The following is a 23,136-nucleotide window of genomic DNA, read 5'->3' as shown; positions in this document are numbered from 1 at the left end:
CGGCGCGCCCTGGCGCGCGGTCCGGCCGGCGGCGCCGAGCAGGGCGCCCACCGTCCAGAGCAGCACGACCAGGCTGACCCCGTCCGCGGAGACGCCGGGCATCGCGACGTCGACGTGGAACCCCGGCCACAGCAGCGGCAGCACCGGCACCGCGAGCGTCACCACCGTCACGGCGGCCAGGCCCCTGGCCCACGCGCCGACGACACCCCGCCCGCACCGCCGTGCCAGCAGCACGGCCAGCAGCCCGACGGCCACCGCGGCCACCAACAGGACGAGCAGGCCGGCGAGCCCCAGCTCCTCGCCGACGACACGCAGCGCGTCGGTGTCCGGCACCACCCCGTCGAGCTGGTAGCCGTTCGACCCCGAGCCCTTGGAGAGCGTGTACCCCTCCACCAGGCCCAGGCCCGGTCCGCTGCCACCCCATCCGCCCCGGGCCAGCGCCGATGCCGCGTGCCGCGCCGGCCCGGCGGCGTAGCCGTTCTGGAACACGTCCTGGGTGTGGGTGACGTCGAACAGGGCCGCGACCCCGAGATAGCCACCCACGGCCACGGCAGTCCCGACGGCGGCGAGCAGGCGGTCACGCGTCAGCACGGCGGCGGCGACCGCGACGCCCACCACCGACGCGACCACCCCGGTGGGATGCGCCGGGCCGAGAACGGCCGCCAGCACGAGTGCGATGGCGGCTACCGCCGGGCCGAGCCGGGGAGCCGGCCCCGCGTCCGGGTCGTCGTCCTCCCCCCACAGGCCGTACCACATCGCGAAGACGGCGAACGCCGCCACCAGCAGGAACGGCACCAGCGCGACCGGCCGCACCGCCAGCCCACCGGGCGCCAGCAGCGCGTCGTCGAACCTGTCGACCGCCGCGAACACGACGACGGCGAGCGCCACGCCGAGCACGGCACGACCGGCGAGCCCGGTCGTCGACTGCGCGCGCTCGGCGTCTTCCGCCGGCAGCCTGACCAGGCTGTCCGACCCGCCCGACCGCACCAGGTCGGCCAGCAGGACGAGCCCGACGGCACCGACCCCGAGCGACAGCATCAGGCCGGTGAGTGAGAAGCCGGGACTCGCGCTCGTCAGCCCCGCCAGCCGCAGCCGCGCCAACACGCCGAACGCGACCAGCAGGTACGCGGCGGCGACCAGCGGCACACCGAACCGCGCGAGATCGCCCCGGTCACGCCGACGGTCCGACGCCGTGCGCCAGGACTCCGCGAGCGCGGTCACGGCGAGCATCGTGGCCCAGGCGGCCACGCCGACCAGCAGCACGACCAGGGGCGTGGGCGGGAGGTTCGCCGTCAGGTCCGCGCGGTGATATCCCAGCCCGAACACGAGCCACCACGTGAGGAACGCCGGGCACAGTGCCAGCGCCCCGGTCATGGCGACCGACCGGGCACCACCTGGCACGAGCCGGGCGCCGCGGCGGGGTCCGCCGCCGGTCTCGCCGCCGCGGGCGGTGTGCCGGCCACCGGAAGGGCGCGGCTGCGTGTACGTCGTCACCACAGCTCGCTGAAGGCCGCACCGAGGACGATCAGGATGAAGACGGCCGAGACGACCACGGCCAGCAGCCGCCCGGCGAGATCGGACTCGCTCTCGGCCTGCGCGGGTGTCGACGGCCAGGGCGCGGGCGACCAGGCCACGGGAAGCGTGGCCGGTTGCCTGCCGGCCGCGCGCAGGTAGTGCAGGTATGAACGCCACCACGTGGCCTCACGGGCGGTCTCCGACCAGCCCAGCTGGGAGGAGACCGCCCACAGCGCGTTGAAGAGCTGGTCGGCCGCCCTGGAACCCATCGCGACCGGCGCCAGCAGCTGGTGGAGCATGGCCTGGAGCTCGAGCTCCGCGTCCCACGGCATCTCGCGCAGGAATGCCTGCTGGACCACCTGCCTGATCGCGGCCGCGCAGTCGGCCCCGTCGACGGCCTCCCAGGCGGCCCCGCCGAGGCTCGAGACGAGCTCGACGCGCAGCTGTTTGGCCAGCGCGACCCGCCGCTGGTCGCCGGGCGCGACCGCGCCCGCGTCGTAGTACGCGTCCGCCGCCGGCTGCAGTCGCAGCGAGACGAGGAACGCGTGGCCATCCAACCTCGCGGCCGCGGGCTCGCCGACCCAACCGGCCGCCGTGGCGCTCGCGAGAAGCTCGCGCAGGTTCGCGACGTCCTGTTCCCTGGCGTTCAGGAGTCCCTGGATCGACATGTACGTCGATCTGAGGTTCTCGTGCTCGGCGGCCAGCGAACGATAGTCGCCGGTCACCTGCTCCCTGGCCGCCAGCTGCTTCGTCAACTCGCCCTGAGTCGACTCCAGCTCCCCACTCAGTCTGGTCGACTCGTTCCGCAGTTCACCCACGTCGGATTTCAGCCCGGCGACCGCGACTTCCCACTCCCGCCGCCTGGCTTCCCATTCGGCAGCGGCCCGCGCCTGTTCCCTCGCCTCGATGCGCGACGCCTCGGCCGATGGAGCGCCCTTCCCCGCCCAGGCAAGCAGGCTGTCCCGATCGCTGACGCCCGCCGATTTCAGGTCCTCTTCCCAGGCCTTCGGATTCGCCGAGTTACGGAACGCGGTGACGAGTACCGCCGCGGCGACGAGGTATTCCGACGTCTGATCGAAGACGCTCAGGTCAGCGCGCGCCTCGGACGTCGCCCGCCCGCCGGGCAGCAGGAAGGTGACCCGAATTCCGGGCTTCTGCGCCGGCTCACCGCTGGAGAAGGTCCAGTCAGGTGAGAGGCACTCACGCAGGATCGCCCGGGCACCGGTGAGCAGGACCCTGGCGTCGCTGCCGTTGCCGGTCACGGCCAGCCTGCCCGGCCCCGCGCGTAGCAGGGCGTCGACCAGCACGACCAGCTCCCGCTCGCACTCGGGCGCGCGCGCCGCGGCCTGCGCGTGCCGTAGCCCCTCCGAGGCGGTGGCGACGAGGATCCGCAGGTCGATCGGCGCCGGCTGCGCTGGCGCACCGACCAGCTGCCAGCCTGACCAGGTGGACGACAGCCCGAGCGCGTGACCCGCGGCCAGCTTCGGGCTGATCAGGACGTGCGCGGCCGCGGCCAGCCGGCCTGAGCTGTCCGGCGCCCTACAAATGATCATGCCTCGGCCGTGCGGGTCGTCCGGCACCTGGGCGAAACTCAGCGTCGGCGCGGCTCGGACGTCCTCCGCCCGGTAGGCCGCGTCGACGAGCGCGGTGAACCGGGTGCCGACGAATCCGAGATCGGCGGGCGCGAGTGTCGCGGCGACGGGCCGGAACCCTCGCGCGGCCAGGTCATATCGGAAGATCACCTGATCGACGGTTTCCATCAGAATCCGCTAGCCCCCCGCACAAACTCACCGTCAAGAACGTCAAGAGCCGCCAGCAATGCCACCAGCGGCTCCAGTACCCGCCGCGGCCGGGCGGGCCGGACGAAATAGTCGGTCGCGTCGTCGTAGGCGGCGCCGCTGGCCGAGACAAAATGCAGCGTGCACTGCTCGAACTGGTTCACCGGCGCCAGCCAGGCCGTGGCTCCCCGTTGGTGGAGGAACGCGTATGCGTCCCGGCTCTCCTGCTCCAGCAGCCCGAGGTCCACGCCTCCGGGCCGCGGTGGGCGGTTGAGCCACTGGTCCACCGGTGGGTCGAACCTCATCAGGTCCGACTTGGTGATCGCGATCGCGGTGGGAATCGTGAAGCGGGCCTGGCCGGTCGCCCGCGCCCAGCGCAGGCTCGCCAGCGTCGCCGTGTAGGTCGGATCGCCGCGCATGTGCGCGTCGGCGACCAGCGTCGGGTCCGCCACGAAGACCAGCCCGTCGACACGGTGCAGGAAGCGGACGGCCGCGTGTGAGCCCTGCAGACCCTTGAGCGACTCGCCGTTCGCGTCGAAGAAGACCAGCGGGAACGTGCGGCCGGCGGCCGTCCGCAGCAACACCGCGTCCTTGTACGTGACCAGGTCGACCACCTCGGTGTGCGGCGGCGCCTTGCCCCGCTCGAACAACGGGTCGACGATCTTCTCCACGTAGTCGAGGTGCTCACCCATGTTGATCGGCTCGGTCTGCAGGCCGTAGGGCTCCAGCCGGTTCCGGTCGATCTCGCCCGTCATCGCGGCCAGCAGGCAGGTCTTGCCGGCGCTCGAGTTGCCGACGAACCCGATCACCACCGGCCTGCCGTAGAGGGCGAACTCGACCGGAAAGAAATGCGGGTCGCCGTCCTCCTCGTTCGGGCAGCGGATGAAGGTGTCCTGGATGGCGAAGCCCCACCGCGGGTCCGTCTGGGCGGGCAGGTCGACCGGCTGGGCAGGCGCGCCCACCGACCTGCGCCGGTAGGCCTGCTTACCGTCCCACTCGAATGGCTCCAGGCAGTTCACGCAGGTCAGGGTGAGCGACGCGCGCCCTCCGTCCACCGTCGTCACGGCGCCACCACCCCGAGCGGCCATCCCGCCGGCCCGGCCCAGGCGGGCGGGGAACCGGCGGCGAACGAGGGCGAGCCACGCCGGCCGAACCGCCCGCGCCTGGGTTCCGGCGCCGACGGAGGCGAAGGCGGAGGCGGTGGGGTTGCCGGCGACGGGTAGGTCGACGAGGACGACGGGTAGGTCGGCGGATCCGGGTAGGTCGGGGGATCCAGATAGGCCGGCTGGGGGCGCCTACCGGCCATCAGACGGTCGTACGCGGCCCGGCCCGCCTCCAGCAGGGTGTCGGGATCCGGCCGCGGCGGGTCGGCGGGGAAGTCGGCGCGGCCCAGCCGGTGGAGCAGCGCCGCCGCGTTCGGCCGGCCCTCGACGGGGCCGAACACACCGGCGAGCAGGTCCGGCAGCCACTGCATGCCGGTGGCCGCCGGGTCCGGGTAACCGTCCAGGCGTCGGCGCAGGCCGGGCGGGGTGACGCTCAGGATGGCGCAGCCGGCGCTGTACACGTCGTCGCGCGGCTCGACGAACCCGCGACCGCCCATTTGCTCCGGGGGCGCCCATTCGGACGCCGTCCGGTAGCGCGGCTCGCCGGGGCGGCGGGCGTACTCGAACCGGTTGATCTGCACCAGCTGGCTGCGCGAGTCCCAGTGCACCGTGTTGCTCAGGAGCTGCCTGTGCACGATTCCGAGACGGTCCAGCAGGTAGAGCCCACGGGCGAGGCCGGCGGCGAACCTTCTGGTGTCATCGGGCGAGAGCGGACCTGGCAGCCGGTTGAGCGGCGTGCCGTACTCGAGGGTGACCACGAACGGGCGCTCGACGTCGACGTCGTAGCCGAGCAGCCGCGACAGCTCCCACGGATAACGCTGGTCCGGCTGCTCCCATGGATAGCGGTGCTCGGCGCCGTAGCGGCGCAGCATCCGCATGCCGACCGCGATCGCGTTCTCGATCGCCGCCTCGGACTTCTCGCCGCCGACGGCGTAGCGGATCGCGAACGGAAGGCTCTGGTAGCGGCCTCGCCGGGTCTGGAAGTTGGTGGTCTGCTCGGGCTCGCCCGGGTCCATCTCGGCGTCCCAGATCACCTCGGAGCCGTCCGGCCCATGGAACGTCAGGCGCTCGACGTCACCCACCGCCACGCCCCCCTCGCCCGCGGACGGCCTGCTGCAGCCCGGCGACCAGGTCGGGCAGCTTGGCGCGCGCGCCGGTGGGCAGCAGGCACAGGCCGGCGACCCCGGCCATCAGGATCAGGACCTGAAGGATCACCAGAGGTCCTCCTCGTCGCCCCGCCCGGCGGAGGTCGTGGGAGCGGCGGGTGGCGGTGATGGTGACGGCCGTGGCCGCGGGCCGGCCGGCCGCACGACCGTCTCGTCACCGGCCGCGGCGGCGGGTGCCGCCGGAGTGGATCGTCCGGCCGCGGGGGCTCCGGACGTCACGGCCGGTTTGCCAAGCGGTATCGCCGCCTTCGCCGAGTCTCCGGACTCCTCCGAGTCGCCCGACTCCTCCGGATCCCGGGAGACGACCGGTCGCCGCGGTGGGGGTGGTGGGGGCGCAGCCTCGGCCGGCCCGGCCGCGGGCACGGGTGGCGGCCCGTACGCCGTGGCCGGCGGCGGGGTCGCGGCCGCCGCGGGCGGCCCGGGCGGTGTCCCCCGGGCTGCCCAGCCGTCGGCGGGACGATCGAAGGTGGTCTCGCCGTCTTCGTCATCCCAGGGATCCGGCGCGGAGGACGCCTCCGCCTGGCTGGTCTCGTCCGGCCCGTCGGCGCTGGGCTGGCCGGCCGGCGAGGCGCTCGGCGCGCCCTGCCCCCGGACACGCCGGGCGCCGCTGGCGTCCAGCGGGACCAGCCGGATGAGTCCGGCGATGTCCGGGGAGCCGGTCCCCTCCCCGACGCCGGGGTCCGCGATGGCGGGGATGAACCGGACGAGCCGCGCCTCGCGCGAGACCTGCGTCAGCAGTGGCAGGTCGCCCGCGCCGGTGAGCTGCATGAGACCGGAGTCGTCCACGTCGGCCTGGCGCAGGTGCCGCAACGCGTCGGAGCTCAGCCACACCGCCCGCGCGAGCGCCGTCCGGCGCCGCGGGTCGGCGGTGAACGGTGGGTCGGCCAGTGGGCCGCGCCGACCGAGATGCTCGTCGTACGCGGCGAGCACGCCGGTCAGCCCCGTACGCACCACGTTGCGGATGTCCTCCGGCCTTTCCTGCGCGATCTCCTCGCCACGCTCGTTGATGACGATGCGGATGGCCGCGGCCACGTCGTCGGTGACGATCTCCCCGAGCTCGCCGCCTCGGTCACGCAGCCGGTCCGAGATCACCAGGTCGATGCCGCGCACCCGGCCGTCGCGTCGCTCCCAGCGCCGGTCCTGACCACCAGATACACCGGGTGCACCGGGCGCGCCAGGTGCGGGGAAACCGCCCGGTACTGGACCCACGCTGGGCGTTCCAAAGCCACCAGGCGGCCCGAAACCGCCCGGCGGGCCGAACCCCCCCGGCGGCCCGAAACCGCCCGGTCCCACAGGCGTAGGCCGCAGTTCCTCGAGCGTGTCCCGAACGCCGTCGAGCGCCTCGGCGAGCGCGCTCGCCAGCCGAGCCCCGCCGATCCGGTAGTTCGCTAGCACCCATTCGTTGAGGGCCACCTGGTTCAGCAGCTGGCCCAGCGCCGCGATGGAGTTCGCGGCGGCATCCAGTCGCAGCTGCCCGAGCCACGCGTTGACGGCGTGGCGCCACCACAGCAGGGGCGCGAACGCCAGCAGCAGGCCGACGAGCAGGCAGGGAATCCCGATGGCCAGCGCGAGTGTCCACCCCGCGGCCAGTCCGACGGCGGTGCCGATCAGGCCGCCCGCGAACGCGTCCAGACCGAACCAGACCAGGTTCATCCGGGACATGTCCCGCGGGTCCGGGCGGTGACGCGGCTGCGGGATCGGCCGGCGCCGGTACAGCCCGACAGACAGGCCGACGGTGATCGCGATGGCGCCAAGGGCGCCGAGGAAGCCAAATGGCCACGGGAAGCCGATCGCGGCGAGGAAAGTGCTGACGAACGCCGTGGACAGCGTGCCGACGTTGAACCGCATCGGGAAACGTGGCGGGCTCCCCAGCGTCATGGCGAGCGCCGGCGGGCAGCGCTCGGCGACCAGGTGCGCGAAACGGCCGCTGCCGGCCGGACTCGCGCGCCCGGCGAGGTCACGCAGCCGGGCCGCGATGCCCGCGAGCGGCTCGCGGGCGACGAGCGCGGCGTCGGTCATCTGCCGCAGCGCCTCGCGCACCCGGGCGGGCTCGGCCGCCGGCACCGGCACGATCCGCACGCCGAGGCGCGCCAGCTCGAAGGACTGCGGCTGGCCGATGCCCTGGGAGCCGTCGACGGCGCGCAGCGCTCCCTCGAGGCCGGTGGTCAGGCTCTCCAGGTGCGTGCCGGCCTGGACCAGCTCGGTCCAGATCAGCTCGCCCGCCGGCACGACGCCACCACCGGGCACGGGGCGCTTGGGGGCGAACGGCTCCGTCCGCAGCGTGGAGATCAGGTCACCCGCGGCGCTCAGATGACGTCTGGCCTCGGCGGCATGGTGTGGCAGGAGGCCGCGCGGGTCGGTGACGTTGCCGATGCTGGCCAGGTCCGGGGTGGCGGCCGCGGTGAGCAGGCGGTCGATCGCGACGAAGTCGCCCGGCAGGCCGGCGGGCCCACCGGGGCCGGCGGCCGCTGGCGGTCCGCCGTGGCCGGGGTGCCCGGTCGGCGCCGGCTGGCCGATCGGCCCCGCCGGCACCGCCTCGGTGAAGTGGGTGAACGCGTGGCCCGCGGCCTGGTCGAGGATGTCCTTGTCCACCGTGCCGAGCACGAGATGGATGGCGGGCGTCCCCGCGGCATGCGGGAACTCGCGGATGTGGTCGCGGACCCGGGTGAAGACGCTGGGAATCCCGAGCGCGTGCACCAGGCCGTCGACGTTGCGTTCGGCGTCCTCCTCGTCGCCGAGCACCCGGCCTCCGAGCCCGGGACTCCAGCCCAGGCCGCGCGGGTCGCCGGCCCACAGCACCGGCAGCTCCATGTCGCCGGGCGGCAGCAGCAGCCTGCCGTCGCCGGGCGGCCGCCCTCCGACGGCGAGCAGGAGCAGCTCGGAGACCGTGGAGGCCGCGAGGAGATCGGTCAGCAGCGCGACATGCGACACCAGCCGGGCCGTCTCGTCGATGACGAGCACCCGACCGACGTCGACGTCCCTGCGGTTCAGTCTCCGGCGGTACTCCCGCTGGATCTGGTCGATGGGCGTACGCAGCGCGCGCTCGAGATCCCTGCGCAGGTCGAGCACCACCACGACCGCGTCGTCGTCAACACCGCGGCCCGGGTCAACGCCGAACGCCCCCGTAAACGTTCGGTTCGTCATCATCCGCCGTCCGTCACTCCAAGCCGGTCATGTACTCGTACAGTTCGCGGAGGTTGCCCCGTACGGCCTCGAACTCGGCGAAGGGCCGGGTCTCGGCGGCGGGGAATGTCTTCGTCCAGAATTCGAGCAGCTGGTCGGCTCGGCCCCGGCTCCCCGGCGGCAGGCCTTCGCGGAACTTCTCGACCCGCGCGGACTCCTCCCTGGCCACCTCGACGAACGCCTGGTAGACCTCCGAGGGCGCGCTCACGTCGTCGGTCAGGCCTCGCGGGCGCATGACCCGCAGGCTGGCCGCGAACTGGCGGCGGGCCGAGTCGTCGTCCTCGACCGTCCAGAGCTCGTAGGCACGCAGCAGCGAGCCCCAGGACGACGTCTGCCCGACCCGCTGCAGCGGCAGCCGCATCGGCTGCGCCTCGGCGTACTCGACCGCCTGGACCAGCACCGCCCGCGGCGACTCGAGCGGCCCCTCGACCTTCACCTGGCCGTTCCACATCGCGCACATCAGCCGGTGCAGGATCAGCTCGCGGTTGTCCTCGGTCATCGCGAGCCAGCCGAGGTGGTAGCCGAGCCGCTGCCGCCACCGCAGGTAGTCGGCCTGGTCGTTGACCTGCGCCGACCCGGCCCAGAACCGCAGCAGCTCGCGGACCTCGCGGACCTCGTTGATCGCCATCGAGGTGCGGAACAGCACGATGACGATCGAGTCGGCCTGCGCCGGCCGGAACTCGGTGACGGCGCCCGAGTCGGCCGGCAGCGCCAGCTCCCGCTTGAGGTAGCCCTCGACCTCGGCGCCGGGAACCTGTTTCACCTCCGGGTGCGCGATCAGGATCTTGAGCTGGCCGCTGCCCTGGGGGGTGAACCCGCCCGGCAGCAGGGCGCGCAGCTGGTCGACGAAACTGCGCAGGTCCACCGGCTCGACGTCGGGCGCCGCACTGCTCGCCGCCCTGGCCAGCAGCCGCCCCATCGACGGCAGCAGGGGCACGCCCTTGCCTTCCGCCTCGTCGAACAGGGCCTTGATCTCCTGCTTGAGCCGGTCGCGCAGGCCCGCGACCGCGCGCTGCGACGAGCCGCGCTCGGTGATCTCCTCGAAGGCCTTCTGCCAGTCCTGCCCGCGTAGCAGCACCCGCAGGACGTCGGCCTCGCTCGCGCCCTCCGGGTGGTTGTCACGCTGGATGAAGCGGCGCAGCACACCGCGGTAGAAGACGTCGAGGTTGCCACCCGACGGCAGCAGCTGGCGGATGCCCGTGCGGTCGCGGCTGAGGGCCACGGTCCGCCGGTCGAACTCGGCCGGCTCGGCCCGGGCGAACACCCGCAGCGCCTCGGCGAAGTCGTCCACCATGGCGACCGCGGTGCTCAGCTTCGGCTGCCACACCCGGGTCTGGCGGCCCCAGGCTTCGTGCCACAGCGCCCAGGTGTTCCACCTGTGCCAGTCCCGCAGGGTGGCCAGCGAGAGCTGCACCGGCGGGTCACCCCACTTGGCCCGCGACACGGTCCGGTTGCGGATGTCCGGCAGCAGCGGGGCCGCGGCCGAGACCGGCGGCCGGTTCGGCGGCTGCGGCGGAAGGTTCTTGCGCCCCTCCAGGAGGCCCAGCAGCCCCACCTTGTCGTTCGGGTCCATCAGCGCCTGGTGGCCGTGGATGACGCGCTGCAGCCGGAAGACGTCCGTCTCCGCCAGCATCACCTTCACCGCCTCGACCGGCTGGAACCGCTGGCCGGCGATCTCCGGCACCCGCTGCTCGAGCTGCTGGCGCTGCGCGCGCAGCACGGCGCTGATGCTGTCGGAGTAGTCCGTGAGCGACCGCCTGATCTCCGCGGCACCGTCGACCATCCGTGGCGCGCCCACCGGAAGCTCGGGACGGTCGAGGATGTCGGCCAGGTTCGCCGCCCGCGCCGTCCGCCCGATCAGCGGGATGTTCTGCTCGGTACCACCGGCCGCCGGGACGTCGAGCAGCGGGACGGCGCGGGCCAGCAGCCGGCCGGCGACCAGCTCGGCGAGGTCGTCGCCCGGCACCGTGAGCGAGGCGACCAGGCTGGTGGAGACGCCGCGGTAGCCGATGCCGGAGTCCGCCGGCGTGTTGCGGGACGCGGCCGCGTTGATGAACGAGTCCGCGAACGACAGGAACGTCTCGCCGACGTGGGCCGCCCGCTCCGGCGGCTGCTCGGCCGTGATCAGCGAGAGCACGAGCGACGCGATCGACCGGTGGATGTCGTCGCGGTCCATGCCCGGCGTGCGGCTGAACAGGAACCCGGTCTGCACCGTGCCCGGCGCGATCTGGATCTTACGACCAGGGTAGGCCACGTCGACCGCGCGACCGATGTTGTCCGAGTGGCCGAGCACCATCTGCGCCTTGCGGGCGTTCTGGTCGTCGACCAGCCGGAACAGGTCGAGCAGAGCCCGGCCGCCGTTGAGCTGGGCGGAGCGCCCGCCGCCCCTACCGTCGTCGAACGCGCTGGGCATCAGCACCAGCGGGTAGATCTGCACGGCGATGCTGGCCCGGTCGAAGGCATCGGCGATCAGGTGGAGGTAGTCGTAGAAGATGCCGGTGCCGGTGCCGCCCGCGACCGAGAAGGCCACGAACACGTCACAGCTCTGGCCGCTCCTGCCGCCGAGGACGCCGAGCTCCGCGCCGGACCTGCTCACCGCGTCGATCGCGGCCCGCAGCGGCTGCTGGGCGGGACCGACGTCCTCGCGCACGGTCTCGAACAGTGCCGCGCGCCCGACGGTCGGCAGCTGGCCGGCGCCTCTGCTGATCGGGGCGACCAGCGGCTCGTCGAGCCGCGGCGGCAGCCAGGACTGGACATACTCGCCCGCCGCCATCCGCAGGTTCGCGGCCACCTCGGAGTAGGTACGAAACCGGGGGACGAGCCCACGCACCAGGTGCGCGTTGCGCGCGGCGGCCTGATGGTAGGCCGGCCCCGGCACGGTGGCGCCGTGGATGCGGTCCAGCTCCGCCTCGTTGAGGTCCGCGTAGACGAACTGCAGACAACCTGGCAGTTGATAGGGCAGGTAGCTGGAGTTGCCGTGCACTCCCATCCGCTCGGCGAACGCCGTGCCATCCGGCCCACACAACGCCTGCCGCAGCCGCCGCTCCAGCTCGGTGCCGATCGCGCAACCGGTTCCGCCCAGCCCGACGAAGACGAGCGGCTGGTAGATGTTCAGCGGGAAAGGGTTAGTTGGCGCTGGCATCGTCATGCGTATCCCGATCCTGCTCTGTGTGCTCGTGGTTCCGCGGCATGTCCGTCGACGGCTGGCAGGTGTGGGTGCCGGGGCCGGGGCCGGAGGCGAGTGGTCAGTTGCCGAATGGGTCGTTCCCCCACTCGTCGCCCCAGGTCGGGCCCGGTTGCGGCGCCGTCGGCGGTGCCTGGCCCGGCTTCGGCTCCTGCTGGCCGGGCGGCGGCTGCGCACCGCCGTACGTCGACCCGCCGGTGTACGTGGGATTGCCGCCGTACGGGTCGGCACCGGGGTAGCTGGGCGCGCCACCGGTGTAGGTGGGCGCTCCTCCCGTGTAGGTGGGCGCTCCTCCGGTGTAGGTGGGGGCGCCGCCCGTGTAGGTCGGCGCGCCGCCGTACGGGTCCGCGCCCTCCGAGTAGGTCGGGTTGGCGCCGAAGGGGTCCTGGCCGCCGGGAGCCGCGCCGAACGGGTCGTGCGCCGGGGGGGTCTGGCCGCCGGGGGCGCCGGCGGCGCCCGGAACGCCGCCGCCCGCGGCAGCCTGGGCCGGCACGCCCGGGTAGGGGGATCCGAACGGGTCCGCGCCACCGTAGGAGAACGGGTCGGCCGGAGTCTGGCCGCCGCCGCCCCAGGGGTCGCCCGGCGCCGGCGGCACGACACCGCCGCCACCCGCGCCGACCCGCCGGTCCTCGATCCGCAGCAGCAGCCCGGACGCGAGCGGGATCGGCGTGTTCGCCGGGTCCGTCCGCCGCTCGCCGCTCGGCTGGATCACGGTGAGCTGGCCGTGCTTGGCCCGCCGGACGGTGTACACGTCCGCGGCCTCATCCGGGTTCGCCAGCGTGAGGATGATCGCCTGGCCGGTGTCGCGCAGCACGAAGCGGAACTGGGGCGCCCACCGGTTCGGCGCCGGCAGGTCAGCCACCGGCCCGCCCTGGGCGCGCGACGCCCAGGCCTGCAGGTAGGACACGTCCGCCGCGCGCCGCCAGCGGGCCCGCAGCAGGAGCGCGACCAGCACCGCGAGGATCAGTACCGCGAGCCCGATCAGGAACCAGTACCAGTACTTCGCGAAGAAGCCCGGTGGCGCCTTCACGTCGAAGGCGAGCGATTCCTCGTCGAGTACCACGCCCTGCCCGCCGCCCGTGGCGTCGAGGGCGCGCAGCACGCCGGCCCGCTCGCCGTAGGCCGCGTCGGGCGCGATCCGGATCGTCAGGTCCTTGGTGAACCTGTTCTGGCCGGCCCGCACCGTCACCGTCGTCGGCTCGACCGTCGCGCCGGCGACGCCGTCGAGCGCGATCTTGATCTCACGGTCGGAACCGGTGGTGTTGTCGGCCGTCAGGGTCGCCGTGATGCGGTCGCCCCGGTGTGCCGAGGTGATCGCCGGCACCTGCAGCACGACGCCGCCGGAACGCTCCCCCGGGATCGCGTAGCTGGCCGACTGCACCGTGCCGCGCAGGCCGATGGCGGACTCGTCGGTGACCTGGATCCGGCCGATGAGCGACAGCCCACCGGTCGCGGAGCCCGGCACGGTCACCGTGCCCGAGAAGGTGGCGTCGTGCGCCGTCTTGTCCCCGCCCTGCCCGTCGTCGGTCAACGTGACCGCCTGCGGGTCGAACCCCTCGCCGGAGAGCCTCGCGTCGAAACTCAGGCCCTCGAGAATTCCGGGATCGGTGACCGCGATATTGCGGCTGGTGATCAGGCGCACGGTGGCGACGGCCGTCTCGCCGGGCTTCGGCGACGGCGGGTCGAGCCGGATCACGCCGCTGAGCTGGCCCAACCAGGTGAGGTCGGAGGCGACGGTCTGCGGATCGGCGCTGTCCGGCCAGGTGAACGTGACCTTCCACGTGCCCGGGATCGGATTCGTGATCGACAGCGACTCGGAGCCGGGCGAGCTGGTGTTCAGCGTGTACTCGGAACCGTCGACCGAGCCGGTGCCGCCGACCGCCTTGCCGTTCGGGTCCGTGAAGGTGACCTTGATGTCCTTGTTGCGCTTGACGGCGGTGATCGTGGCGCGGGACGCGATGACGGGGATCGTCTGGGTCAGCGTCACCGGGCTGCCGGGGCCGCCGTCGTCGTGCTTGTCCGGGTCGATGTGCAGGCAGGTCGCATTCGCGAGCGCCTGGTGCAGCGTGAATATGACCTCCTCCGCGTTACCGGCGAACCGGTAGGCCGGCGCCGCGGGAGGCACCTTGCAGTCGGTCGTGGCACCCACGCCGATCGTCGCAAGGTGGTTCATCCAGGAGACATCGAGCGAGGAGCCGAATCCGACCGGCCAGATCTGCACGCCCAGCCGCTGCGCCTTGGCCTTGATCGGGCCGTCGATCAGGGTCTTCGCCGCGCCGATCCGCTGGTTCGCGACCGCCGGGTCGCTGCCGTTCCCCGAGCCATAGCGGGGGCTGTTGTCCACGCGCAGGCCGCCGTCGGTCAGCAGGAACACCACGTTGAACACGCCGTCTGTCTTGTTGTCCTCGAGAATGTTGAGGGCGAGATCCAGCGCGGCGGCATGGTCGGTCCCGCTGCCCTCGGCCTCGGTGCGCAGCTTCAGCTTGGCGAGGCAGGAACGGAAGTCGGTACTGCCGACCGGGGCCATCGGGCAGGTGTCGTCCGCCGCGACCTGGCCCGCCTTCCCGTCGTCGGTGCCGAAGCCGACGACCGCGATCTCCGACTCCGGGTCGAGCTGGCCCTCGGCCGCGATCAGGCCGGCGGCCTGTGCCTCCTGGTCGACCTCCGCCGGCTTCAGGCTGTTCGACTCGTCGACGAGGACTACGGCATGGATCAGTGGGCTGCCGCTCTTGCCTACGCTCCCGACGGTCTCGGAGCCCGAGCCGCCGGGAGAAGTCGTCGCGGGTGTCGTCGGCGCGGCGCTGGCCGGCGACGTGCCGGTCGCGGAAGGACTCGGCCGACCGTTGGACGCGGTTGTCGCGGTTGTTTGCGCCGCTGCCGGGACAGCTCCGAGGACGGCGAGAAAAACACCCAGGGCGACGACCGCGGACAACCGGGACCGAGCCGCTGACCAGCGTCGATAACTGTTGTCGAAACAATCAGCGCGCCGGCCGTCGCGGCCTATCCGAACACGGCGTGACTGAACTGGGCGCGGCTGAACTGGGCACCGCTGAACTAGGCGCGGCTGAACTACTTGAGCCGCGAGAATGTCTCGCCCCTGCATCGCTCGCTGCCTCCCCCATGGCTCGCGCGACGACGGCCCCCGGGACCCTGGGCGCCTTGCGCGGCCTCACCATGAGCTGACGGACCAACGACGTCGTCCGCCGACCGCCATGGACACAGTTAAGCCGTGCGCCCCGCAACATACACCCCGATCCGGAACCTTCGGTACCTTCCTGTCCGAACAGGCCAACCCGCTATCAACGACGGCCGCTGGGACGGAAAGCTCCGCCACCACATTTCCTGCGGCTATAACATCCGTGTGAATCGCCGCAGGTCGGGGCGGTCGGGATCCTGACGCCCGAACAGGCCAGCCACCGACCTGGACGCGGCGGCGTGCCGGCGCCCCGGCACGCCCGGTCGCCGGGCCGCCGCCCGGTGAGGCTCCCGCCGAGCGCCCGCTCGCGCCTCCCCGCCGAGTACCCGCTCGCGCTTCCGTTGCCGGGCGCCACCGCGCCCCGCCTCCGCTCGGCGTGAAGCCGTAGGCGATGACGCCACCCCATCCGCGCAACCGCCTCGACCCGGAACCACGCGGGGAGGCTGACCAGCGATCACGCGGGGACGGGGGTCAGCACCGACGGGCGCCCCGCCACTGGGGCCCCGCCACTGGGAGCGAGCTTGCACTCACCAGGGCCGAGTGCTAAACAGGGAGCTGGCACTCGGGTAGTCTGAGTGCCAGCAGGCTGAAACGACGAGGCTTGTCGTCACGATCGGGATCGCCCTGTTCGTTGCCCTTCGGGCAACTCGCCGGGCTCCCGCGTAATGCCGGCCCAGGGGGGCGACCCCCTGGAACCCCCGGTGCGCCCGCTTGCGGGCGCTGGCAACTGGTCCGTTCGCCCCACGGGCGCTGGCGGGCTGGTGTCGTGGCGAAGCCGTCCGTCGCGGGCGTCGTTGTGGCCAGGCCATCACATTGCCATATCCCTGTGGGAGGACTCCGACACCATGCCGAAGATCATTGCCTTCGATGAGGAGGCGCGGCGCGGCCTGGAGCGCGGCATGAACCAGCTGGCCGACGCCGTGAAGGTCACGCTTGGTCCGAAGGGCCGCAACGTCGTTCTGGAGAAGAAGTGGGGCGTACCCACGATCACCAACGACGGTGTCTCCATCGCCAAGGAGATCGAGCTCGAGGACCCGTACGAGAAGATCGGCGCCGAGCTCGTCAAGGAAGTCGCCAAGAAGACCAACGACGTCGCGGGTGACGGCACCACCACCGCGACGATCCTGGCCCAGGCGCTGGTCCGCGAGGGCCTGCGCAACGTGGCCGCCGGCGCGAACCCCCTGAGCCTGAAGAAGGGCATCGAGGTCGCCGTCGAGAGCGTCTCCGAGGAGCTCTCGAAGCAGGCCAAGGAGGTCGAGACCAAGGAGCAGATCGCCTCGACCGCGTCGATCTCCGCGGGCGACCCGGCCATCGGCGCCCTGATCGCCGAGGCCCTCGACAAGGTCGGCAAGGAAGGCGTCGTCACCGTCGAGGAGAGCAACACCTTCGGCCTCGAGCTCGAGCTCACCGAGGGCATGCGCTTCGACAAGGGCTACATCTCGCCGTACTTCGTCACGGACGCCGACCGTCAGGAGGCCGTCCTCGACGACCCGTACATCCTGATCGTCAACAGCAAGATCTCGGCGGTCAAGGACCTGCTCCCGCTGCTGGAGAAGGTCATGCAGGCGAGCAAGCCGCTGGCCATCATCGCCGAGGACGTCGAGGGCGAGGCCCTCGCGACCCTGGTGGTCAACAAGATCCGCGGCACCTTCAAGAGCGTCGCGGTGAAGGCCCCCGGGTTCGGTGACCGCCGCAAGGCCATGCTCGGCGACATCGCGATCCTGACCGGCGGCCAGGTCATCTCCGAGGACGTCGGCCTCAAGCTCGAGGGCACCACCGTCGACCTGCTGGGCAAGGCCCGCAAGGTCGTCGTCACCAAGGACGAGACCACCATCGTCGAGGGCGCTGGCGACCCCGACCAGATCTCGGGCCGGGTCAGCCAGATCCGCAACGAGATCGAGAAGTCGGACTCCGACTACGACCGCGAGAAGCTGCAGGAGCGGCTGGCCAAGCTCGCCGGCGGCGTCGCCGTCGTCAAGGTGGGCGCGGCGACCGAGGTCGAGCTCAAGGAGAAGAAGCACCGCATCGAGGACGCCGTCTCGAACGCGAAGGCGGCCGTCGAGGAGGGCATCGTCGCCGGCGGTGGCGTCGCCCTGCTCCAGGCTTCCGTCACCGCGTTCGACAAGCTCGACCTGAGCGGCGACGAGCTCACCGGCGCGAACATCGTCAAGCTCGCGCTCGAGGCGCCGATCAAGCAGATCGCCTTCAACAGCGGTCTCGAGGGCGGCGTCGTGGTCGACAAGGTGCGCAACCTGCCGATCGGCCACGGCCTCAACGCGGCCACCGGCGAGTACGTCGACATGCTGGCCACCGGCATCATCGACCCCGCCAAGGTGACCCGCTCGGCGCTGCAGAACGCCGCGTCGATCGCCGGCCTCTTCCTCACCACCGAGGCCGTCATCGCCGAGAAGCCCGAGAAGAACCCCGCCCCGGCCATGCCGGGTGGCGGCGGCGAGATGGACTTCTGAGTTCCTGAACTCACGAGTTCACAGCACGTAGGAGGGGCGGTCCCGGAAGGGGCCGCCCCTTCGTGTCTGCGCCGCCGGGCGGCGGTCCCGGCCGCGTCTGCGCCACCGGGCAGCGGTGCCGGCGCGGCCCGAACACCGGTCGACTACGAGAAGTGACCGGGTGGGGGATGTCGCGTGGGTGGCATGGCCTTTGCGCGTGGCCAGTGAAAGGCTTGGCGCATGTCGCAGAATTCCCCCACGCCGGGCTGGTACCAGGACCCGTCCGGGGCGCCGGGTCTCCGGTGGTGGGACGGCACCCAGTGGACGACGCACACGCAGCAAGCACCACAGGGACAGCCGACGCCACCGCCCCAGGCGCAGCCACAGCCGGCGCAGCAGGCCCCGGTCGCGCAGCCGGCCGGTCCCTACGCGCCCCAGGCTCAGCCGCAGCAGCCAGGCGGCTACCCGCAGGGGCCAGGACAACCAGGGCCCGGATGGCAGCAGGGGCCTGGGCAGCCCGGACCCGGCTACCCGCAGGGGCCTGGGCAGCCGATGCAGTGGGGGGCTGCCCAGGGCGGCCCGGGAGCGCCGGGCGGGTACGCGCCGGCGCCGGTGTTCACGTCCGCCACGCCGGACAAGATCCAGCACCAGGTCCAGCAGCAGGCCGGAGTCGGCCCGGTTGGCCCGGGCGGAGGCTCGATCTTCTCCGAACCGGTGCTCGTGGTGAACCAGAAGACCCAGCTCATCGAGGTCACCAACCAGTACGCCGTCTTCGACCAGCAGGGTCGCCAGATCGCCTCGGTGGTCGAGGTCGGGCAGAGCACGGTGAAGAAGGTCGCGCGGGTGCTCACGTCGCTCGACCAGTACATGACCCACACCCTGGAGGTGCGCGACCCGGCCGGCATGGTCCAGCTGGTGCTCACCAGGCCGAGGAAGCTGGTCAAGTCGCGGGTCGTCGTCACTCGGCCGGACGGCGCCGAGATCGGCCAGATCGTCCAGCAGAACGCGATCGGGAAGATCCGTTTCGGGCTGATGGTCGGCGAGCACCAGGTCGGCATGATCAAGGCGGAGAACTGGCGCGCCTGGAACTTCGCCATCGTCGACCACAACGACGTCGAGGTCGCCCGGATCACCAAGACCTGGGAGGGGGTGCTGCGCACGATGTTCACGACGGCCGACAACTACGTCGTGCAGATCCACCACCGACTGGCCGACCCGCTGATGAGCCTGGTCGTCGCCTCCGCCCTGACCGTCGACACCGCCCTCAAGCAGGACTCCCGCGGCTGGAACTAGCACCCCGCTACACCCACCACACCCACCACGGACGTCCTGCCTCTGCGCGGCAGCGACACCTGACCGGTTGAGCGCCAGCGACGTGTCGCCGTGGTCGCGGATTCGACCAATCGCGACCACGACGACACACCCGCGGCGATCATGGACGTAGATCCGGCCGACCGGCGGACGCGGGACTACGGGGAAACTCGCGCGGCAAGAGGCCCACAACCGGCCGATTGGCCGAAGGTCGCGCGACAATAGGTGAAACCCGCGCGGCCGGCGGCCTACGGCAGGTCGAAGGCCGGCTTCGGTCAACAACCTCTTAGACAGACGGGCGGGCGGGCGACAGGATGGCCGCGTGATGCAGCAGGCAGTCACACAGGCGCGCAGGCGCCTTCCTTCGGTGGTCCTGCCCGCCCCGCCGGTCACGGTGGCCGTGCTGGATGCGGCCGAGGCCGACGACGGACGGGTCGAGCTCCTCGACGGGCTGTGCGTGCTGCGCCCGTGGCCGACGCCGCTGCGCACCCGGGTCACCCAGCGGCTCGCCGAGCGGCTCGCGGACGCCGCCCCGTCGGGCGCCTACGTCTACCCACACGGCGTCAGCATCGAGGTATCCGCGCGCACACTGCTCGCCCCGGACATCGTCGTCGGCCCAGCGCCCACCCTGCTACCGGCGCCGGCTCCCACGCCGCCCGCGCCAGGAGCCGGCCAGGCGGGCGCCACGCCGCCCCCGGGCGCCGGCGGGCAGGTACCCACGAGCGCCGCGGCGAGGAGCCGGATCGCCGAGCTGCCGTTCCTCGTCGTCGAGGTCGCCGACGAGAGCACCCGCCGCTACGACCGAACCCTCAAGCTGGATATCTACCGGGAACGCGGCGTCCCCTCCTGCTGGTTGATCGATCCGGACCCGGCCGCGGCGACCGCCACCATCGAGGTCTACGACCTCGTCGACGGCGCCTACGTCCGCACCGCCGAGGCCCGCGGCACCGACCCGCTGACCGTGACGCGCCCCTTCCCGGTCACGCTCGTTCCGGCCGACCTGATCGACCCGCCGGACTAGCGAGCCCAATAAGGCAGCTCAGCTTTCCCAACCACCGCGACCAGGCGAGTTCTCGGAGGAAAGTAGTCACAGGAAGCAGCCTGGCCTTCGCGCTCATTCTCCTTGGGGCCGCTCGTCTTTGTCGGTAGTCGGCCCCTCTCGAGGATCGGGTCGAGGCGTGGACCGACGCCGAGCGGCCGGCAGGCGCCGCGCCGACGGGCGCCGGGGCTCCGCCAGTCCCATCAGCGACAGGAGCCGGTCCACGTCACCGACCTCGCCCACCTGGACGAGCTCGCGCCGAACCAGGACACGAGCCTCCTCCTTGTCGAACCCGCGTTCGTCCACCAGCCACCGGCCGATGTCCCGCACGTCGTCAAGATCCTCGAGTCTGAGTCTCGTCCAGGCCGCCCGTACCGCCGCCGTGGCCGCCGCCTCGGGGCCCGGATCGAACTCCATCCGCGCCAGCAACGTCTCGCCGAAGTTCCTGTCGTAGATCCGGTCGCGAATCCTGGCAAAAGCCTCGGCATATTCCCGGACGACACCTATCCGATTTTCACGCCACAGGCCTATCGCTTCGGCGAAGTGCTCGACCGCCTTGTCCGCGTTCCCGTTCTCGTCACCGTCGTACAGTTCGCCAAGATAGTAGTGGCTGCGCACCATCAAACCCGGAAGATGATCAGCTCCCTGCTTTCGTCTCACCAGGTCCAGGGCTCGCGTGTGGGCATCGAGGGCGTCGTCCTGGTGGATCTCGAACTGTCCTCGGCGGGTCAGGATCTCGTGCCCTGTGACAACGTCGAAACGCTCCGAGCCAGCCTCGTTCATGAAGCGCTCGGCCAGCTTGTAGCTATCGAGAACCCGGCCCCTTGCCACGCTGGAGCCGTCCATGCGTTCCTGCCTGATCAGCCCGAGCTCCAGCTCGGTTCGGGCCAGCCCGGCGGCATTGTGCAGACGCTCGAACAGCTGCCTTGCCGCCAAGGCACGGTCCTGCCAGTCCGGCGCGCGTCCGGAACTCTCCGTTGTGCCGGGATCCGCCGACCACCGCAGTTGCGCCAAGGTGAGCAACGCCTCAGCCTTTTCCGGCAGGAGACCCGTGGAAGGCATCCGCTGGACGGATTCGTCGATCCGGTCACCAACAGCGCGGGACTCACCGGTCGAAGCCGGCGCCCCCCGCGCGAGCTCCGCCCAGAAGAGCAGGGCATGGACGCGGACCCGCCATGTCTCGACCACGTTCGCGCCGGCGGCCGACGCCGGATCGGCCAGTTCGAGAATCTCCGTCAGAAGACTGCGGGCCCGCGACTCCTCGCCGTCGAGCATCTTGATCCTGCCGAGACCCAGCAGGGCACGGATCCGGAACAGCCGCAGCCGGCCCCGCTTCGGGTCGTTCAGCGCCTCGCCAGTGCTCCCCCCGGGCACCTCCGCCCCGGCCACCCCGGCCGACACCACCGGCGCGGCATCCAGGCGATGTTCCTCTCGGGCGACCCGTTCCAGCGCCTCCTCGAAGTCACGCAACGCGCCGGCGAATCGACGGCTCTCCAGCGCGAGCACACCGCCGCGGAGAAGCTGCTCGATGATCTCCTCGCGGTCCTGCCGCCGCCGGGCGTACTTGAGGCGCTGCTCCGCCAGTTTCTCGGGATCTTCCGGCGAGTGCCCCGGGTAGCGGATCCGGTTGTCTGCCGGCGGCCCGGCCGCCTGCCCACCGTCCAGCGGCGCGCCAAGGAGTTCCCTCACGACCAGATGCGCGACATCAGGCGCCAGACCATACAGCGGCTCTCCCGGCAGCGTGCCTGACTGTTCCAGGCCATCTTCGTCGTGCACCAGGACCGGATGCAGGATCAGGTCTCTTCCTGGAGTGAGTCGTTGTTGTGCGCCCGTGATCAGGAGATCTGTCGCTATTCTGTCCGAAAATTTCCGGGGAATTATCGGAACCACGCAGAAGGCTCCCCCGGATTCTTGCTCAACCTCCTCCAGAATTTCGGCGCCGAAAGATCCGGTGACCTTGCTCCTGGTTCGTCCGCCGCGCCGGAATGCCTTGCTGGAAGCAGGCCCGTGGTCCATCTCCTTCGGAGGGTACAGGGCCACCTGGAAACCGAGGAACCGCAGCTCCTCCGCCAGCCACAAGGCCCATCCCACTTCCGCCGGTCCATAGGTGACGATGACGTGAGAAAATGCGGACTCGCGGCGACGCATTGCTCGCTCGCGCAACTCGTCGACTCGAGCTCTGCTCGGCAGCCGAAGCTGCGCCAACGATCGGTCGGTGTCCGGGTCGCCAGCCGTCAGGTAGTGAGCCAGGTTCTCGCAGGCGCGAATCACGTCGTCGCGCAGGCCCGCCACGGGAGCAGGCATCTCCTCGAGCGCCCAGGATGGCTTGTACGGGACCTCGACATCCCGCCAGTACCTGCCGAGATCGGTCACCCGGAACCCGCTGTCACTATCCGCGGACTGCTCGACCAGCAGTTCGTTGAGGAGTCTCCGGTACTCCTGCCGCGCGGCATCCAGCCGCACCCCCTCGGTGACGTCGAGGCGGGCAGGAACCGGGAAGACGGTCTTCCCTCGGTTTCGGAGCTCCGCTGAGACGGCCACAGCTCCATCGATGCTCTGCCGGCTCATCCCGAAGCAGTTGACCACCCGGTCGGCGAGAGTGAGCATACTGATCGAGACCAGCTCGCCGACCCCGGTCCTGCTGTCGACGAGTACATATTCGTACTGGTCGACAAGCGCCGCCTTGAACCGCTCGAGAAAAAGCGAGGGAGGATCCTCCCTGTTGCTGGTCCGCTCGGCATACAACAGTTGCCAGTCAAAGTCCACCAATTTCCGCGAATAACGCTCGTCGCGGTAGCCTGCCGGCATGAGGTGGACGTGCCCCCTGCCGAACGAGGCGCCGATGTCCCGGACGACGTAGGTCTCGAGTAAGTCGGCCAGAGCCCGGTCGACGTCGTTTTCCACGTCACCGTCGGGCCCGGACTCGTTGCGGAGCCCACCGTAGTCGACCATCAGGTCCAGGAGGCCGGGACTGAGCAGGACCTCTGCTTCGAGGGCCTTCGGGAAGAACCAGTGAAGCCCGGGCGCCTCGAGATCCCAGTCGATCACCAGCACCTTCTTCCCGCAACTGGCGAGTATCCAGGCGACGGTCGCCAGCACCGTCGACCTGCCGACACCTCCCTTGAACGAGTAGAAGGTGATCAGCTCGCCAGCCATCGTCTCTCTCCGTTGAGCCTGAATGGCATCGCCTGGCCGGCCGCCGACCCATGCCCGA

General features: G+C 71.6%; 12 protein-coding genes. 3 read left to right on the top strand and 9 right to left on the bottom strand.

Going from position 1 to position 23,136, the window contains the following annotated elements; translation table 11 throughout:
- The 8 genes from FRCN3DRAFT_RS0206935 to FRCN3DRAFT_RS0206900 all read right to left on the bottom strand — a co-directional run.
- On the bottom strand, positions 1-1,494 hold a 1,494-nt coding region (locus FRCN3DRAFT_RS0206935), incomplete at its 3' end, for a hypothetical protein (protein WP_007516581.1).
- Positions 1,491-3,275, bottom strand: coding sequence for a hypothetical protein (locus FRCN3DRAFT_RS43040; RefSeq protein ID WP_007516582.1), 1,785 nt, complete (start codon positions 3,273-3,275; stop codon positions 1,491-1,493). The genes FRCN3DRAFT_RS0206935 and FRCN3DRAFT_RS43040, both read right to left, overlap by 4 nt.
- Positions 3,275-4,357, bottom strand: coding sequence for a TRAFAC clade GTPase domain-containing protein (locus FRCN3DRAFT_RS0206925; RefSeq protein ID WP_007516583.1), 1,083 nt, complete (start codon positions 4,355-4,357; stop codon positions 3,275-3,277). Before FRCN3DRAFT_RS0206925 ends, FRCN3DRAFT_RS43040 begins: the two co-directional genes overlap by 1 nt.
- On the bottom strand, positions 4,354-5,478 hold the full coding sequence (locus FRCN3DRAFT_RS0206920; protein ID WP_131803400.1) for a serine/threonine-protein kinase: 1,125 nt from the start codon (positions 5,476-5,478) through the stop codon (positions 4,354-4,356). The genes FRCN3DRAFT_RS0206925 and FRCN3DRAFT_RS0206920 overlap by 4 nt, the downstream gene beginning before the upstream one ends.
- Positions 5,471-5,611 carry a hypothetical protein gene (locus tag FRCN3DRAFT_RS53895; RefSeq protein WP_007516586.1) on the bottom strand — a complete coding sequence of 47 codons (141 nt, stop codon included), beginning with the start codon at positions 5,609-5,611 and terminating at the stop codon, positions 5,471-5,473. The genes FRCN3DRAFT_RS0206920 and FRCN3DRAFT_RS53895 overlap by 8 nt, the downstream gene beginning before the upstream one ends.
- Positions 5,608-8,709 carry an MFS transporter gene (locus FRCN3DRAFT_RS0206910; RefSeq protein WP_007516587.1) on the bottom strand — a complete coding sequence of 1,034 codons (3,102 nt, stop codon included), beginning with the start codon at positions 8,707-8,709 and terminating at the stop codon, positions 5,608-5,610. Before FRCN3DRAFT_RS0206910 ends, FRCN3DRAFT_RS53895 begins: the two co-directional genes overlap by 4 nt.
- Before the next feature lie 10 nt (positions 8,710-8,719).
- Entirely contained in the window at positions 8,720-11,893 is a 3,174-nt protein-coding gene (locus tag FRCN3DRAFT_RS0206905) for a tubulin-like doman-containing protein (RefSeq protein ID WP_007516588.1), read from the bottom strand.
- 97 nt (positions 11,894-11,990) lie between these two features.
- Positions 11,991-14,861 carry a vWA domain-containing protein gene (locus FRCN3DRAFT_RS0206900; protein ID WP_027140331.1) on the bottom strand — a complete coding sequence of 957 codons (2,871 nt, stop codon included), beginning with the start codon at positions 14,859-14,861 and terminating at the stop codon, positions 11,991-11,993.
- 1,109 nt (positions 14,862-15,970) lie between these two features.
- On the opposite strand from FRCN3DRAFT_RS0206900, the gene groL reads away from it, so the two are divergent.
- The 3 genes from groL (at position 15,971) to FRCN3DRAFT_RS0206885 (ending at position 19,904) form a co-directional block, all read left to right on the top strand.
- A complete protein-coding gene (groL, locus tag FRCN3DRAFT_RS0206895) occupies positions 15,971-17,593 on the top strand; it encodes a chaperonin GroEL (protein ID WP_007516590.1) in 1,623 nt (540 codons plus the stop codon).
- 219 nt (positions 17,594-17,812) lie between these two features.
- Entirely contained in the window at positions 17,813-18,865 is a 1,053-nt protein-coding gene (locus tag FRCN3DRAFT_RS0206890; protein ID WP_027140330.1) for an LURP-one-related family protein, read from the top strand.
- A 343-nt stretch (positions 18,866-19,208) separates the two neighbouring features.
- Positions 19,209-19,904 carry a Uma2 family endonuclease gene (locus FRCN3DRAFT_RS0206885; RefSeq protein WP_007516594.1) on the top strand — a complete coding sequence of 232 codons (696 nt, stop codon included), beginning with the start codon at positions 19,209-19,211 and terminating at the stop codon, positions 19,902-19,904.
- Positions 19,905-19,997: 93 nt separating this feature from the next.
- Here the strand turns inward: FRCN3DRAFT_RS0206885 and FRCN3DRAFT_RS0206880 are convergent, their stop codons facing one another.
- Entirely contained in the window at positions 19,998-23,078 is a 3,081-nt protein-coding gene (locus FRCN3DRAFT_RS0206880) for a KGGVGR-motif variant AAA ATPase (protein ID WP_007516596.1), read from the bottom strand.
- Positions 23,079-23,136 lie beyond the last annotated feature (58 nt).

It is taken from the genome of Pseudofrankia saprophytica, assembly GCF_000235425.2.
Classification (GTDB): domain Bacteria; phylum Actinomycetota; class Actinomycetes; order Frankiales; family Frankiaceae; genus Pseudofrankia; species Pseudofrankia saprophytica.
Note: the sequence above shows the minus strand (reverse complement) of the source record. Positions and strands in the feature narration are given on the sequence as shown.

What these genes read in the sequence shown, in the direction of transcription:
- FRCN3DRAFT_RS0206905 (WP_007516588.1), bottom strand. Translation starts at nt 11,893, where the DNA reads ATGACGATGCCAGCGCCAACTAACCCTTTCCCGCTGAACATCTACCAG.
- FRCN3DRAFT_RS43040 (WP_007516582.1), bottom strand. Translation starts at nt 3,275, where the DNA reads ATGGAAACCGTCGATCAGGTGATCTTCCGATATGACCTGGCCGCGCGA.
- FRCN3DRAFT_RS0206890 (WP_027140330.1), top strand. Translation starts at nt 17,813, where the DNA reads ATGTCGCAGAATTCCCCCACGCCGGGCTGGTACCAGGACCCGTCCGGG.
- groL (WP_007516590.1), top strand. Translation starts at nt 15,971, where the DNA reads ATGCCGAAGATCATTGCCTTCGATGAGGAGGCGCGGCGCGGCCTGGAG.
- FRCN3DRAFT_RS0206885 (WP_007516594.1), top strand. Translation starts at nt 19,209, where the DNA reads ATGCAGCAGGCAGTCACACAGGCGCGCAGGCGCCTTCCTTCGGTGGTC.
- FRCN3DRAFT_RS0206910 (WP_007516587.1), bottom strand. Translation starts at nt 8,709, where the DNA reads ATGATGACGAACCGAACGTTTACGGGGGCGTTCGGCGTTGACCCGGGC.
- FRCN3DRAFT_RS0206880 (WP_007516596.1), bottom strand. Translation starts at nt 23,078, where the DNA reads ATGGCTGGCGAGCTGATCACCTTCTACTCGTTCAAGGGAGGTGTCGGC.